The sequence below is a fragment of the Kitasatospora sp. Root107 genome (assembly GCF_001424875.1).
GTDB lineage: Bacteria > Actinomycetota > Actinomycetes > Streptomycetales > Streptomycetaceae > Kitasatospora.
In genome coordinates this window covers 75,086-88,988 of the sequence record NZ_LMCT01000028.1, presented here as the reverse complement: position 1 = coordinate 88,988, position 13,903 = coordinate 75,086, and the positions used below count along the sequence as shown (strand labels likewise).

Here is a 13,903-nt window from a genome sequence, read left to right as displayed (position 1 = left end):
AAGCTCGCCGCCGTCCGGGCGAAGCTCGCGGAGACCGACCCGCGCTGCGCCGAACTCCCGTTGCTGGTCGCGGACGCTGCGGACCGCGAGGCGCTGCGGGACGTGGCCGCCTCGGCCCGGGTGGTGGTGTCCACGGTCGGCCCGTACCTGCGGCACGGCGAGCCGCTGGTGGCGGCCTGCGCGGAGAGCGGCACCGACTACGTCGACCTCACCGGCGAGCCGGAGTTCGTCGACCGGATGTATCTGCGGCACCACGAGCGGGCGGTGGCGACCGGCGCGCGGCTGGTGCACGCCTGCGGCTTCGACTCGGTGCCGCACGACCTCGGCGTGCTGTTCACCGTCGAGGAGCTGCTGCGCCACGGTGGCCCGGCGGCCCGGCTCTCGGTGGAGGGATTCGTCCGCGCCGGCGGCACCATCTCCGGCGGCACCTTCGCCTCGGCGATGACGGCCTTCTCCCGGCCGAGGGCGATGGCACAGGCCGCCCGGGCGCGCCGCGCGGTCGAACCCCGGCCGAAGGACCGGCTGATCCACACSCCSACCGGCCGACCGCACCGCTCCCGGGCGGCCCGGGCCTGGGCCGTGCCGATGCCCACGATCGACCCGCAGGTGGTCGCCCGATCGGCCGCCGCGCTGGACGAGTACGGCCCGGACTTCGGTTACGCGCACTACGCGGCGGTCCGGCGGCTGCCGATCGCCGTCGGCGGTGTCGCGGCAGTGGTGGCGCTCGCCCTGGCCGCCCAACTGCCTTTGCTGCGCCGGGCGCTGGGGAAGCTGCGCAAGCCCGGCGACGGGCCGAGTGCGGAGCAGCGGGCGCGGTCCTGGTTCACCGTCCGGTTCGTGGCKCGGGCGGAGGACGGGCGGACGGTCTTCACCGAGGTGTCCGGCGGCGATCCGGGCTACCAGGAGACCGCGAAGATGCTGGCCGAGTCGGCGCTCTGCCTGGCSTACGACGACCTGCCGCCCCTGGCAGGACAGTTGACCACGGCGGTGGCGATGGGCCGGCCACTGATCGACCGGCTGGTCTCGGCGGGCATCTCCTTCCAGGTACTGGACACCCCGCCGCAGTTCGGCTGAGTACTGCTGCACCTTGCGGTGATCTCCTCCGGCCGGACGGTCCACTCTGGCTAGGCTCGGGGCGGGCGCCTCCGGTGGTTCTGCCGGGGGCGCCCCCATGCCCTGTCCCGTTCGGAGGAAGAACCGCATGATCCTGATCACCGTCAAGTTCACCGCCCGCCCCGAGTACAGCGACAGCTGGATGTCGCAGGTCGGGGAGTTCACGCGAGCCACGCGCGCGGAGCCGGGCAACGTCTTCTTCGAATGGTCCCGCAGTGTCGAGAACCCCGACCAGTACGTCCTGCTGGAGGCGTTCGAGTCCGCCGACGCGGGTGCGGCGCACGTGAACTCCGACCACTTCAAGACCGCGATGGCCGTCCTCCCGAAGACCATCGCCACCAAGCCGCAGATCATCTACGTCGACGCACCCTCCGACGGCTGGTCCGAGATGGCCGAACTCTCGCCCACCGAGGACTGATCCGCCCCGCCGGCTCCGGGCCAGGGAGTAACGGGCCCGGAGCCGGACCTGACGAGTCGTCAACAGTCGCACCACCTTCACAGCTCGCTCGCCGGACGCGGTGAACCTCACCCGCGCCGCCTGACGCCCCGACAGGCCCCGCACCAGCCACGACCGCCCGCACCGCCTGCCCCGGGCGTGTCCACCCCGGCGTGCGAAGCCTAGCGAAGATGCAACATTTTGCGCGTTCGTGTTGACATCTGCGCGATACAGGGCCGGATACTGCACCTAACTGCAGAGCTCGCGGTGTCTCAGCGTTCATCCCCCACTCGCTCCTGTGCCGTGCGGTCCCTTGCGCCTGCCCGCCCGGCTCGGAGTCCTGACCAGGAGGGCCACCCCATGCCACGCCCACGCCCTGTCCCCGTCCCCCACGAGCAGAGCGGCGCCACGACGCGCCCGAAGAAGGAGGCCACCGTGCCGCCCCGCCGCAGCAGACTCGCCGCCATCGTCCTCGCCGCCACCGTGTCGGTGGCCGGCGGCGCCCTCGCCCCGGGCGCCGCCCAGGCCACGCCCCCGACCTCCGGATACACCGTCACCGTCGGTGCCAAGGGCGCCTGGACCCACCCGACCGACACCCCGGCCTTCCCCTACATCGACAAGGACGGCACCTTCTACTACCAGCAGGCCGCCGCCCTCTACGGCGCCAACCAGAGCCGCGTCTGGGACTTCTACTCGGGCGGCAACCTCGACACCGCGACCTTCAACACCACCCTCAGCAACGCGGTGAACCCCGCCAACTCCAACGACAAGAACAACGACACCACCTGGCGGTGCAACAACAGCCCAACCGGGCTCGAGGCCACCGCCCCGCCCGCCGGGTCGGGCTACTCCCAGAAGAACTTCTGCGACCTCGCCGGCCTCTGGGTCGATCCCGACACCGGCGACTGGTACGGCCTGGTGCACAACGAGTTCACCCCGCAGCCCTTCGGCGACGGCCTGCACTACGACGCGATCGACTACGCCGTCTCCACCGACCAGGGCCGGACGTGGACCATCAAGGACCACGTCATCACCTCCCCGTACGCCACCAAGCGGGGTGACACCACCGCCTTCCCGAACCAGACCTACTACTACGGCGACGGCGACCAGCGGCTGTTCGTCGACACCGCCTCCGGGTACTTCTACGTCTTCTACGGCTCCCGGGTGGTCGACAAGAGCGGCAGCTGGAAGGCCTTCCACGAGCACGTCGCCCGGTCACCGATCTCCGCCAAGATGGCCCCGGACTCGTGGCAGAAGTGGTACGACGGCGCCTGGTCCCAGCCCGGCAAGGGCGGCAAGGAGAGCAACATGGTGCCGGCCGCCGGCGGCACCGGCTACACCCCGGCCGCCGCCGAGTACAACCCGGCGAACACCGGCACCGCCGACCAGCAGGTCGCCGCCGGCACGATGCCCGCCACCTCGCCGCTGTTCGTCATGGACATCACCTACAACGCCCACCTGGGCCTGTACATCGGCGAACCGCAGGCCGTCGACCAGTCCGGGAACGCGCCCCAGGAGCTGTACGCCACCGACGACCTCACCACCCAGAAGTGGTACCGGATCGGCGACACCGGCAGCTACCACACCGCCTCCTGGTACCGCTGGTTCCTGGACAGCGTCAGCAAGACCGGCAGCGGCATCGTCGGCAAGAACTTCCGTACCTACTGCTCCTTCGGCTGCTCGGGCGGCTCCAGCAGCGAGTACATCAACCTCAGCATCGACAACACCACCCCCGCCGCACCGCCGGTGGACGTGACCAAGTCCTACCGCATCGCCAACGGGGCCGGCCGCGTCCTCGCCCAGGTCTCCGGCAGCTCGGCCACCACCTCGGCCTCGGCCGCCACCGGCTCCGGTCTCGAGACCTGGAGCTTCACCGGCAACGGCGACGGCTCCTACCGCATCACCAACGGCGCCACCGGCCAGCTGCTCGGCGTCGACTCCGGTGTCACCGCAGGCCGTGCCTGGGGCGCCAAGCCCACCGTCACCGCCGCCCCGACCGGCGGGCCCAGCGTCGGCCAGCAGTGGTGGGTGATCCCGGGCAAGTCCGCCACCAACACGCCCAACGGCACGTACCGCCTGGTCAACCGCTACAGCGGCCTGGTGATCGGCCTGTCCTCCGACACCTCGCGCCCAGCCGAGACCACCCCGGCCCGGTTCTGGACCAACACCACCGGCAGCCCGGTCGGCGCGAGCCGCAACGCCGCCGAACAGTCCCTGACCCTGACCGTGGCCGGCGCCGTCCCCGAGACCGTGTCCGTCATCGGCCCCGGCAACCAGTCCACCAAGGTCAACACGGCGGTCTCGCTCCAACTCACCGCCACCGACTCCGCCAACAAGCCGCTGACCTTCTCGGCGACCGGCCTGCCCGCCGGCCTGTCGATCAGCCCCGGCGGCCTGATCACCGGTACCCCCGGCAGCACCGGCAGTTCGACCGTCACCGTGACCGCCTCCTCCGGAACCGCCACCGGTACCGGCACCTTCACCTGGTCGGTGGGCGCCGTGTCCGACGGCGCCCACACCGTCGTCAGCTCGGGCAAGGCCCTGGACGATCCGAACCACTCCACCGTCTCCGGCACCCAGCTCATCACCTGGACACCGAACCGCGGCGCCAACCAGGACTGGGTCTTCACCCAGCAGAGCGACGGCTCCTACCAGCTCGTCAACGGCGAGTCCCACCTGTGCGTGGACGTCAGCGGTGGATCCACCAGTGCGGGCGCCCAGGTGATCCAGGCCACCTGCACCGGGGCGAGTAGCCAGCGCTGGCTGGTCACCGCAGCGACCGGCGGATTCAAGGTCACCTCCCAGAAGAGCGGGCTGGTCCTCACCACGGCCTCGACGTCCAACGGCGCCCAGGTCACCCAGCAGTCCGACAGCGGCAGCGCCCTCCAGCGCTGGGCCGTCAGCTGACACCACCCCGACGGCCGGGGCCACCGGGCACATCAGCCCGGAGGCCCCGGCTTCGGCACCCCGAACCTCCTTGCCGTCAGCCGGACTTGACCACCTTGAGCACCTTGCCGGTGGCGCCTGCGGTCAGGTAGCCGCCGCCGTAGTCGCTCGACAGGTAGTACCGGATGGTGATCTCGTCGGCGAACCAGCCGTAAGTCACGTTCAGGTAGCGCGACTTGGGGTTGGCGACACCGAGCTCGGTCTGGGCCTTGGCCATCACGGTCGGGATCTGGTTCCAGTCGATCTTGGTGAGGTCCACTGTCCCGTCGTTGGTCCCGACGGTGCCGCCGGGCTTGCTGGTGACCTTGCCGTCGCGGTAGTCGAAGTCGTCGTAGTGCTTGGGGTTGTCCTTGGTCACCACCCTGGCACTGGCGTACCCCGGGTAGATCAGCAGCTGGGTGATCACGGTGTTGCCCGTGGCCGAGCGGATCGAATCGACCAGGCTGCGGGCACCGTTCGGGGTGAGCAGATCCTTGGCGGCGGCAGCCGAGTTCGCGGCCTTGGGAGTACTGCCCGTGCCGGGCGACGAGGCGGCGCCGCCGACCACGGTGCTGCCCGTGCTGGTGCTGCCCGCACTGCTGCGGGCGGCCTTCGGGGAGGAGCCGCCGGCGGCGCGGTTGCCGAACGTCGGCAGCCCGTGGCTGAGCGACCAGCCCAGCAGACCGACCGCCGCCACACCGGCCACCGCCGCCAGCACCGGACCGGTGCGTCGGCGGACGGGAGGACGCCCGGTCGGCTCCGGCTGCACCCACGGCTCGTGACCGCCGGTGTCGTACCCGGCCCTGCCGTACTCAGGCACCTTGTCGACGGGACCGACGGGACGGGGCACGGTGCCGCTGAGCTGGGTGGGCGTGTACGGAACGGACCCGTCGCCGAGCGTCCCGTCGACACCCTGCTCAGCGGCGGCGAACAACCGGTCCAGCTCTGCGGCATCGGGCCGGACCGCCGGATCGCGGGCCAGCAGCGCGACCAGCGTCGGCCCGAGCGGGCCGGAGCGCACCGGCGGCGGGAGCGGCTCGTCCAGGACGGCGGCCAGGGTCGCGAAGCTGGTGGCACGGCGCAGCGGGTGGTGGCCCTCCACGGCGACGTACAGCATCATGCCGAGCGACCACAGATCGGAGGAGGGGTTCCCCTCCTGGCCGCGGATCCGCTCGGGGGCGATGAACTCGGGCGAACCGATCAGCGCGCCGGTCGCGGTCAGGCTGGTCGACTCGCTCAGCGCGGCGATACCGAAGTCGGTCAGCACTGGGGTGCCGTCGGTGCGCATCAGCACGTTGGCCGGTTTGACGTCGCGGTGCTGGATGCCGGCGGCGTGTGCGGCGCGCAGCGCGGAGAGTACGCCGCGGCCGATCCGGGCGGCCTCCTGCGGCGAGAGCGCACCCCGGTTGAGCCGGTCGTGCAGCGAGCCGCCGGGCACCAGCTCCATCACCAGCCAGGGGTGGGTGAGTTCGGCGGTGTCCACGATGTGATGGATGATCACCACATTGGGGTGCTGGAGCCGGGCCAGCGCCTGGGCCTCGCGCAACACCCGCTCGCGCAGCTCGAAGGCCGCGGCGGGGTCGGCGGCGAGCATCGCCAGATCCGGCGAGCGGACCTCCTTGAGCGCCACCTCCCGCTGCAGCACGATGTCCCGGGCCCGCCACACCAGCCCCATACCGCCGCCGCCGAGCCGCTCGAGCAACTCGAATCGGCCGTCGACGAGCTGGGCGCCCGGCCCCCCTGTAGTCATGGCGGCCATCGTAGGGGCTCCGGCGGACAGCTCTCGAACGGGCACGGCACCGCCGGGGCCGCGCACCCGCACACCGTCTCCGCCTGCGGCCGGGCAGTGACCCGTCCTCAGCCGGCCGCGCGGTCGTCCACCAGCCGCAGCAGGTAGCTGCCGCGCGGCGGGGCCACCGGCAGCCGCCCGGCGCCGAGTTCGGTCAGCAGCACGGTCGGGTCGGTGCCGAGGGTCACCGTACGCGGCTCACCGTCCAGCCGGACCAGCATCAGGCCGAGGTCCAGTTCGAGCACGTCCGGCAGCAGCGGCACGGCCGGACGGCTCCGCCCGAGGTACTCGGCGAAGGCGAAGGCCTCCTCGGTGGCGAAGAGTTCGGGCGTCCGCTGCCGGGCGTAGCCGACCATCAGCTCGCGCACCCCGGCCTCACCCAGGGTCAGCAGGAGAAGCCGGACGGTGTGGACGAGCGTCCCGGCCAGGGCACCCGCGCGGAACTCCAGATTGGCTTCCTCCCCGTCCTAAAGGACGGGGATTCCGGCCGCGCGAGCCGCGCGGGGGCTTCGCCCCGTGCGTGTGCGCGTCGGCGGTGGTTGGCGCTTCACGGACCGGTTAGCCCCGAGGTCTCCACGCCCTGACACCGCATGCCCTGCGGCGTTGAGGATGTTGCGGGCGGCGTTCACGTCGGCGTGTGCCCGGTGTCCGCAGGACGTGCACTCGAAGGCCGCTTGGCTCTCGCGGTTCTTCGGGTCCACGTGCCCGCACGGGTTGCACGTCTGGGAGGTGTACGCCGCCGGAACCAGCACCACGGCGGTTCCGGTGGTACGCGCCGCGTTGCGGAGCGCGAGTTCGAGCAGGTGCCATCCCTTGTCCAGGATGGCCCGGTTCAGGCCGGCTTTCTGCGCGACGCCCGCGCCGGGGGCGTCCATCGTTCCGGACGCCGAGCGGGTCATGTTCGTCGTCCGCAGTTCTTCGAGCACGACCACGGCGTGACGGGTGGTCAGGTCGGCGGCGGTGCGGGCGCAGAAGTCCGTACGGCGGTCACGCACACGACCGTGGATGGTCCCGATCGCGGCAACGTTCGCACGGCGCCGGAAGCTGCCGCGCTTCTGCCTGGCCTGCTTCTGCTGCAAGCGGCGCAGCCGGGCGCGCTCGCCCGGCGTGGCGAACAGCCGGTCGATGAACCGGCCGTCGCTGGTCGTCGCGGCGACCTTCACGCCCCGGTCCACGCCCACGGCAGTGTTCGGCATCGCATGCTGTTCGGGTGTGCTGCGGCCGTCTTCGACCAGGAACGACACGAACCAGTGCACACCCCTGCGGCTGACAGTCGCCGAGCGAACCGCTCCCCCGAGCGGGCGTGACCAGCGGAACCGCACCCATCCGAGCTTCGGGAGCTTCGCCCGGCCCCACTTACGGCCGATCCGCTCCACCGTGATCGCATTGCCGGCGGGGAAGCGGAACGACGGCGACCAGCGCCGCTGAGAACGCCACCGCACCTTGAACGTCCCGTGCTCCCGACACGCCCGGTCCAGATCACGGAGGGTCTGTTGCAGGACGTGCGAGGGGGCGTCCGCGAGCCACGGGAACTCATGCTTCGCTTCGGCCATCTCGGCGGCCTGCGGAACGTAGTTCATCCACGCACCACGCCGCCGATACTCGCGCCGCTGCTCAAGAGCCGTGTTCCACACTGACCGGCATATGTTGCCGAACGTCTCGCACAACTCGGCCTGAGCTGTGCCGAGTTCGAGCCGGTACCTGCGGCCGGACAGCATGGGAACACCCCCTTCGATTACCGTGAAACATAGGGCACGCCACTGACAACGCAGTGACCTGGCCGCTAGACGGCTCCGGGCCAAGGATCGCCTTGTCCCCGGCCTGAAGGCCGGGGTTTGCGGCGAAGAGCTACCCGATCAGTTCGCGCAACAGGTCGATCGCCGGATCGGCGGCCAACTCCCGATCCAGCGCCGTCCGGGACTCCCGACCCACTGCCACACCGCCGAGGGCCGCCTCCCACTCCTCCGGTGTCGCGCCCCGCCGCCGGGTCCAGCGGGCGCAGGGGTACCGGCGCCGCGGCCGTGACCGTCGGCCACGCTCACCCATGGCACGGCCAGCTGCTCGGCCAACTCATCTAGCAGGACGGCGTGTTCGGCGTCCAGTAGCTCCGAGCCGCCGACGGATGCCGATATTGTGCAGCAGCCGGGCACCCTGCAGGTCGGCCATGCGGCGCAGGGCTTCGTCGTCGGTCGCGACGGTCCCGTCCGGACGGGACCGCAAGAAGGTCTGTGGCTCGACCTCGAACCGGACCTCGCGGTGCTGGTCCCCGCCTGTGGGCCGGCAGCAGCAGGCGCAGTCCACGAGACGCATGACCGTCACCGTCGGGCTGGTTCCGCTCCCCGATCACCACCGCGACGCGGGCGGCGGTCCGGCGTTCACGCAATCGTGCTCTGCGAGGCGGACAGATGTGGGGTGAGGCAGCGCACGGTCCCGGCGCACGCGGTCCCGTCGATGCGCCGGGCCCCAACCCCCATCCCGGGAAGGACACCAGAAGCATCCAAGGCCGGTGATTCGCTCCCCGTCCGCCGGATGCGGCACAGTGGGCGCATGAAGTCGGACATCGGCACCGCCGTCCCCACCCGGCGCCGGCCGGTGCAGCAGCGCAGCCAGGAACGGTACGAGCGGCTGCTCGACGCCTGCGCGGGCCTGCTGGACGAGGTCGGTGCGAACGCGCTGACCACCAAGGAGACCGCGCACCGGGCCGAGGTCCCGATCGGCACCCTCTACCAGTTCTTCGCGGGCAAGGAGGACCTGCTCGCCGCGCTGGCCGAGCGGAACCTGGAACGCTACCTGGAACGCCTCGCCCGCCGTTTCGACGCCGAGACCCCACCCGATGTGCCGAGCTTCGTCGACCTGGCGGTCGAGGAGTTCGTCGCGATGAAGCGCGCCGTCCCGGGCTTCGGCCACCTCGACTTCGGCCTGGTCGACCAGCTCCCGGCCGGGGTCGCCGACGATCAGCACCTGCTCGACCGGGAGCTGGACAACAACGCCGCGGTGGCCCTGCGGCTGCGCACCCTGGGCGGCGGGCTGTTCAGCGGGCCGGGCCACCCGCTGGCCCTGCGGGTCGCGATGGAGAGCGCCGACGCCGTCCTGAAACTGGCCTTCCGGACCGATCCGGACGGTGACCCCGCCCTGATCGCCGAGTGCAAGCGCCTGCTCCGCCGCTACCTCACCGACCCCGGCGCCTGAGCGCTGGCCGGACGTTGCGACCGCCCCGTTCGCGCCGCACAGTGGAGATCGGGACGGCAACCGCACCGGACAAGGAGCAGACCATGCAAGCGACGGTAGGCGATCACCTCCACACCCACAGCAGGTCGGTCGGAATGTCGGATCAGCTGGGCGAGATCATCGAGGTCCGGGGCAGCGAGGGCGAGCCCCCGTACCTGGTGCGTTTCGAGGACGGCCACGAAGGGCTGGTCTACCCCGGCCCGGACACCGTGATCGAACGTCAGCAGCCCGCCCACTGACCCCACTTCCCCCGGAGCCCCGTGGACACCCCCGCACCACTCCCCGGTCCGCTCGAGCACCTCACCCCACTGCTGGACAGCTACGGCTACCTGGCAGTGGGGGTTCTCGTGTTCCTGGACAACTGCGCGATCCCGGTGCCCGGTCAGACCATGCTGGTGCTGGCCGCCGTCTACGCGGGCACCGGCCGGATGAGCATCGCGGCGGTGCTCGCGATCGCGCTGGTCGCCGCCGTGGCCGGGGACAGCCTCGGCTACCTGCTCGGCCGCACCGGCGGCCACAGGCTGGTCGAGCGCTGGGGCCGGTACGTGCTGCTCACCCCGGCCCGGATGGAGCGCGGCGAGCAGTTCTTCGCCCGGCACGGGGTCAAGGTGGTCACGGCGGCCAGGTTCATCGACGTGCTGCGGCAGACCAACGGCGTCGTGGCCGGGACCACCGGCATGAGCTGGCGGCGGTTCCTGCCCCCCAACGTGCTCGGCGCGGTGCTCTGGGTCGGCGTCTGGGGCGGCGCCGGGTACCTGGCGGGCGACAACATCGGGCCGCTGTACGAGCAGCTGGTGCGCTACCAGCTGCTGGTCCTGGTGGCGCTCGGCGTGCTGCTGGCCGGGCTGGTCGGCTACCGCCTCTGGCGCCGCCGCCGGACCTGACCGGCCGTCAGCCCGCGTGCCGGATCGAGTAGTTGAAGTCGGCGTGCCCGAGGTGCCCCATCACCTTGAGCCAGAACGGCATCAGCATCTCCAGCGCCCGGGCCCCCGTGATGTCCCCCAGGTCCAGCACCGAGCCCTGCGGCCAGCCGAACTCGGTCAGCAGTGCGACCACCTCGGCCTTCGCCTCGGGGTCGTTCCCCGCCACGAACAGGTTGTGCTCACCGGGCACCCGGCCCGGGTCCACCATCACCTCGGAGTTGACGGTGTTGAGCGCCTTCACCACCCGGGCCTCGGGGAACTCGCGCTGGATCTGCTCACCGACGCTGTCGCTGCTCACCGGCTCCAGGCTCACCTCGCCCTGCGGCGAGAAGACCAGCGGGTTGGAGACGTCGATCAGCACCTTGCCCGCCAGCGGCTCGGCCCCGGCCAGCCGGAGCGCCTGCACCGCCACCACCCCGGAGGTCGCGTTGATCACCAGCTCGCCGAAGGCGGCGGCCTCCGCGAAGGTCCCGCTGTGCCCGTACGGACCGGCCTGCTCGGCCCAGGCCAGCGCGGCCGCGTTCTCCTTGCTGCGCGAACCGAGCGTCACCTCGTGCCCGAGCGACACCAGCTTGCCCGCGAGCGTCCGCCCGACCGTACCCGTCCCGATGATCCCGACCCGCATGCTGTGGCTCCCCTGCTCAACCGACCGTGCGGTCACCATAACTGACGGGAAACCAGCACGGCCGGAAGGCCCGGGGGCCGGTCAGCCGGGCCGCCGCGAGGACAGTACGCAGAACTCGTTGCCCTCCGGGTCCACCAGCACCTGCCAGGTCTGCTCCCCCTGGCCCACGTCGGCCGGCCGGGCACCGAGCGCGACCAGCCGGGCCACCTCCGCGGCCTGGTCGGCCGGGCGGAAGTCCAGGTGCAGCCGGTTCTTCAGGGTCTTCGCCTCGGGCACACGGGCGAAGAGCAGGCCCGGCAGCCGGTCGGCCGCCGGGCGGATCTCGAACTCCTCGGGGTCCTCGTTGAACACCACCCACCCCAGTGCCTCGGCCCACCAGCGGCCGAGCGCGACCGGGTCGGCGGAGTCCACCACGAGCTGCTCCCACACCAAGTCCATGGCACGGACTCTACCGACCCGGGGCGGGTTACTCCACGGTCACGCTCTTGGCCAGGTTGCGCGGCTTGTCGACGTCCCGCTTGAGGGCCACCGCCGCGTGGTAGGCGAGCAGTTGGAGCGGGATGTTGAGCAGCAGCGGGTCGAGCTCCGGCTCGCTGCGCGGGACCAGGATGGCGTGGTCGGCCAGCTTGGCGTCGGGGGCGCGGTGAGCGATCGCCAGCACCCGGCCGGCCCGGGCCTTGATCTCGCCGAGGGTGGTGAGGTTCTTGTCGAGCAGCTCGTCGTCCGGCACCAGCGCCACGGTGGGCAGGTCCGGGTTGATCAGCGCGAGCGGGCCGTGCTTGAGCTCGCTGGCGGGGTACGCCTCGGCGTGCACGTAGCTGATCTCCTTGAGCTTCTGCGCACCCTCGCGGGCGACCGGGAAGCCCCGGACCCGGCCGATGAACATCATGCCCTCGCTCTGGGCGTACTCGGCGGCCAGCTCGGCGATCTTGTCCTCGCCGGCCAGGATCTCCCGGATCTGGTCCGGCAGTGCCTTCAGGCCCGCGACGATCCGGCGGCCGTCGGCCGGGGAGAGGTCGTGGATCCGGCCGAAGTGCAGCGCCAGCAGCGCGAAGGCGATCACGGTCGAGGTGAAGGCCTTGGTCGAGGCGACCGAGATCTCCGGGCCCGCGTGCAGGTAGATGCCGCCGTCGCACTCGCGGGCGATCGCGCTGCCGACGGTGTTGACCACGCCGAGCACCCGTCCGCCCTTGCGCTTGATCTCCTGGACGGCGGCCAGCGTGTCGTAGGTCTCGCCGGACTGACTGACCGCCACGTAGAGGGTGTCGGCCTCGATCACCGGGTTGCGGTACCGGAACTCGGAGGCGGGCTCGCTGTGCGCGGGGATCCGGGCCAGCTCCTCGATCAGCTGGGCGCCCATCTCACCGGCGTAGTAGGCGGAGCCGCAGCCGAGGATCTTCACCCGGCGGATCTCGCGCAGCTCGCGGGCGTCCAGGTTGAGGCCGCCCAGGTGCGCGGTGGCGAACCGCTCGTCGAGGCGGCCGCTCAGCGTGCGCTCGACCGAGGCGGGCTGCTCGTGGATCTCCTTGAGCAGGAAGTGCTCGTAGCCGGCCGTGTCGTAGGAGGCGATCTCCCAGTCCACGGTGGACGGCTGACGGGTCACCGTACGGGCGTCCTCGGTGAAGGTGGTGAAGCCGTCGGCGCGGACGGTGGCCAGCTCGCCGTCCTCCAGGTGCACCACCTGGCGGGTGTAGCGGACCAGGGCGGCGACGTCCGAGGCGACGAACATCTCCTTCTCGCCGAGGCCGAGCACGATCGGGCTGCCGTTGCGGGCCACCACGATCCGGTCCGGCTGGGCGGCGTCGACCACGGCGATGCCGTACGTGCCGACCACGTGGCCGAGCGCGGCGCGCACCGCGTCCTCCAGCTCGACACCCTCGCCGACGTGCGCGGCGACCAGGTGGGCCAGCACCTCGGTGTCGGTCTCGGAGCGGAACACCGCGCCCTCGGCGGTCAGCCGGTCACGCAGCGCGTCGGCGTTCTCGATGATGCCGTTGTGGACGACGGCGATCCGCTCGCTGTTGTCCAGGTGCGGGTGCGCGTTGGCGTCACTGGGCTCGCCGTGGGTGGCCCAGCGGGTGTGGCCGATGCCGGTGGTGCCCTTGAACCGAGCGGGTACGGCGGCAGCCAGGTCGGCGACCCGGCCCTTGGTCTTGCAGACCTTGAGGGTGCCCGGCTTCCCGGTCACCGCCACGCCGGCCGAGTCGTAGCCCCGGTACTCCAGCCGCTGGAGACCTTCGAGCAGGAACGCGGTGGCGTCCTTGGGACCGATGTAGGCCACGATGCCGCACATGGTGGTACTCCTCTGTCACGTCGTCGGGTGGGGCGGGGGCGGGCTCAGCCGTAGACGATCCGGCGCAGCTGACGGGTGGACAGCTCGGGCGCCGCGACCCTGCGGGCGGTGAGCTCACCGGTCAGCCGGTCGAAGATCTTCTCGTTGGTCAGGCCCCGCGCCTGCAGCTCACCGTGGCGGCGACGGACGTACTCCTCGGTGCTCTCGGAGAAGTACGCCAGCACCTCCGCGATCACTCGCGCGGCCTCGCCGGGCCCCAGCGGGGTGGTCCGGGTCAGATGCGCGAGCAGGTCTTCGTGAGGGTGTGGTGAGACAGGCACGAGAGGGGAGCCTAGGCGTCGATCGGGCGTACTCCAAGAATCCTGCCCGAAATCGGGCAGGACTTCCTGCTTTCGGCTCCGCCGGGGTTCCGACCGGCCCCGGCGGACGGTCCGTGCCCGTCCTGTGAGAGTGTGTGGGATTGGTGACCGGGGGGCGCTCTCCTCGTTGACCAGTCGGCCGCTCGGGGAAACGGCCCGGCCGACACTTCCCGAATGGCCGTCAGAAACGTTCTATTTCGAGCAGCTGACGC

At 71.5% G+C, this 13,903-nt stretch carries 13 protein-coding genes; 6 read left to right on the top strand and 7 right to left on the bottom strand.

Annotated features, from left to right (window positions below):
- The 3 genes from ASC99_RS23830 to ASC99_RS23820 form a co-directional block, all read left to right on the top strand.
- A partial coding sequence (locus ASC99_RS23830; protein ID WP_057235397.1) for a trans-acting enoyl reductase family protein occupies positions 1–1,074 on the top strand: 1,074 nt, incomplete at its 5' end.
- Between the two features lie 127 nt (positions 1,075–1,201).
- Positions 1,202–1,531 carry a putative quinol monooxygenase gene (locus ASC99_RS23825; protein WP_057235394.1) on the top strand — a complete coding sequence of 110 codons (330 nt, stop codon included), beginning with the start codon at positions 1,202–1,204 and terminating at the stop codon, positions 1,529–1,531.
- 378 nt (positions 1,532–1,909) lie between these two features.
- Positions 1,910–4,456, top strand: a complete 2,547-nt coding sequence (locus tag ASC99_RS23820; RefSeq protein WP_082598574.1) for an RICIN domain-containing protein — start codon at positions 1,910–1,912, stop codon at positions 4,454–4,456.
- Between the two features lie 76 nt (positions 4,457–4,532).
- On the opposite strand, the gene ASC99_RS23815 is transcribed toward ASC99_RS23820, so the two are convergent.
- The 3 genes from ASC99_RS23815 to ASC99_RS23805 form a co-directional block, all read right to left on the bottom strand.
- Positions 4,533–6,224, bottom strand: coding sequence for a serine/threonine-protein kinase (locus ASC99_RS23815; protein WP_057235416.1), 1,692 nt, complete (start codon positions 6,222–6,224; stop codon positions 4,533–4,535).
- Between the two features lie 107 nt (positions 6,225–6,331).
- The gene (locus ASC99_RS23810) at positions 6,332–6,631 is read right to left on the bottom strand and encodes a hypothetical protein (RefSeq protein ID WP_057235389.1); all 300 of its coding nucleotides are present in this window, start codon (positions 6,629–6,631) and stop codon (positions 6,332–6,334) included.
- A gap of 99 nt (positions 6,632–6,730) precedes the next feature.
- Positions 6,731–7,981: an RNA-guided endonuclease TnpB family protein gene (locus ASC99_RS23805; RefSeq protein WP_057235386.1), complete on the bottom strand. Its 1,251-nt coding sequence runs from the start codon at positions 7,979–7,981 to the stop codon at positions 6,731–6,733.
- Positions 7,982–8,810: 829 nt separating this feature from the next.
- On the opposite strand from ASC99_RS23805, the gene ASC99_RS23800 reads away from it, so the two are divergent.
- The 3 genes from ASC99_RS23800 to ASC99_RS23790 all read left to right on the top strand — a co-directional run bounded on the left by ASC99_RS23800 (position 8,811) and on the right by ASC99_RS23790 (position 10,375).
- Positions 8,811–9,452, top strand: coding sequence for a TetR/AcrR family transcriptional regulator (locus tag ASC99_RS23800; RefSeq protein ID WP_057235384.1), 642 nt, complete (start codon positions 8,811–8,813; stop codon positions 9,450–9,452).
- A gap of 83 nt (positions 9,453–9,535) precedes the next feature.
- Positions 9,536–9,730: a DUF1918 domain-containing protein gene (locus ASC99_RS23795; RefSeq protein ID WP_057235413.1), complete on the top strand. Its 195-nt coding sequence runs from the start codon at positions 9,536–9,538 to the stop codon at positions 9,728–9,730.
- A 21-nt stretch (positions 9,731–9,751) separates the two neighbouring features.
- A complete protein-coding gene (locus ASC99_RS23790; RefSeq protein ID WP_057235381.1) occupies positions 9,752–10,375 on the top strand; it encodes a DedA family protein in 624 nt (207 codons plus the stop codon).
- A 7-nt stretch (positions 10,376–10,382) separates the two neighbouring features.
- Here ASC99_RS23790 and ASC99_RS23785 read toward each other — a convergent pair whose 3' ends face one another.
- The 4 genes from ASC99_RS23785 to ASC99_RS23770 form a co-directional block, all read right to left on the bottom strand.
- Positions 10,383–11,039 carry an NADPH-dependent F420 reductase gene (locus ASC99_RS23785; RefSeq protein WP_057235378.1) on the bottom strand — a complete coding sequence of 219 codons (657 nt, stop codon included), beginning with the start codon at positions 11,037–11,039 and terminating at the stop codon, positions 10,383–10,385.
- 81 nt (positions 11,040–11,120) lie between these two features.
- Complete coding sequence (locus ASC99_RS23780; protein ID WP_057235376.1) at positions 11,121–11,477, bottom strand: VOC family protein; 357 nt, start codon at positions 11,475–11,477, stop codon at positions 11,121–11,123.
- Between the two features lie 28 nt (positions 11,478–11,505).
- Complete coding sequence (gene glmS / locus ASC99_RS23775; RefSeq protein WP_057235373.1) at positions 11,506–13,332, bottom strand: glutamine--fructose-6-phosphate transaminase (isomerizing); 1,827 nt, start codon at positions 13,330–13,332, stop codon at positions 11,506–11,508.
- A 44-nt stretch (positions 13,333–13,376) separates the two neighbouring features.
- On the bottom strand, positions 13,377–13,652 hold the full coding sequence (locus ASC99_RS23770; protein WP_057235369.1) for a hypothetical protein: 276 nt from the start codon (positions 13,650–13,652) through the stop codon (positions 13,377–13,379).
- Between the last annotated feature and the right edge of the window lie 251 nt (positions 13,653–13,903).

Excerpts from the sequence above, each read along its gene's own strand:
- ASC99_RS23805 (WP_057235386.1), bottom strand. The coding sequence starts at position 7,981 with ATGCTGTCCGGCCGCAGGTACCGGCTCGAACTCGGCACAGCTCAGGCC.
- ASC99_RS23795 (WP_057235413.1), top strand. The coding sequence starts at position 9,536 with ATGCAAGCGACGGTAGGCGATCACCTCCACACCCACAGCAGGTCGGTC.
- ASC99_RS23800 (WP_057235384.1), top strand. The coding sequence starts at position 8,811 with ATGAAGTCGGACATCGGCACCGCCGTCCCCACCCGGCGCCGGCCGGTG.
- ASC99_RS23785 (WP_057235378.1), bottom strand. The coding sequence starts at position 11,039 with ATGCGGGTCGGGATCATCGGGACGGGTACGGTCGGGCGGACGCTCGCG.
- ASC99_RS23815 (WP_057235416.1), bottom strand. The coding sequence starts at position 6,224 with ATGACTACAGGGGGGCCGGGCGCCCAGCTCGTCGACGGCCGATTCGAG.
- ASC99_RS23825 (WP_057235394.1), top strand. The coding sequence starts at position 1,202 with ATGATCCTGATCACCGTCAAGTTCACCGCCCGCCCCGAGTACAGCGAC.
- glmS (WP_057235373.1), bottom strand. The coding sequence starts at position 13,332 with ATGTGCGGCATCGTGGCCTACATCGGTCCCAAGGACGCCACCGCGTTC.
- ASC99_RS23820 (WP_082598574.1), top strand. The coding sequence starts at position 1,910 with ATGCCACGCCCACGCCCTGTCCCCGTCCCCCACGAGCAGAGCGGCGCC.
- ASC99_RS23780 (WP_057235376.1), bottom strand. The coding sequence starts at position 11,477 with ATGGACTTGGTGTGGGAGCAGCTCGTGGTGGACTCCGCCGACCCGGTC.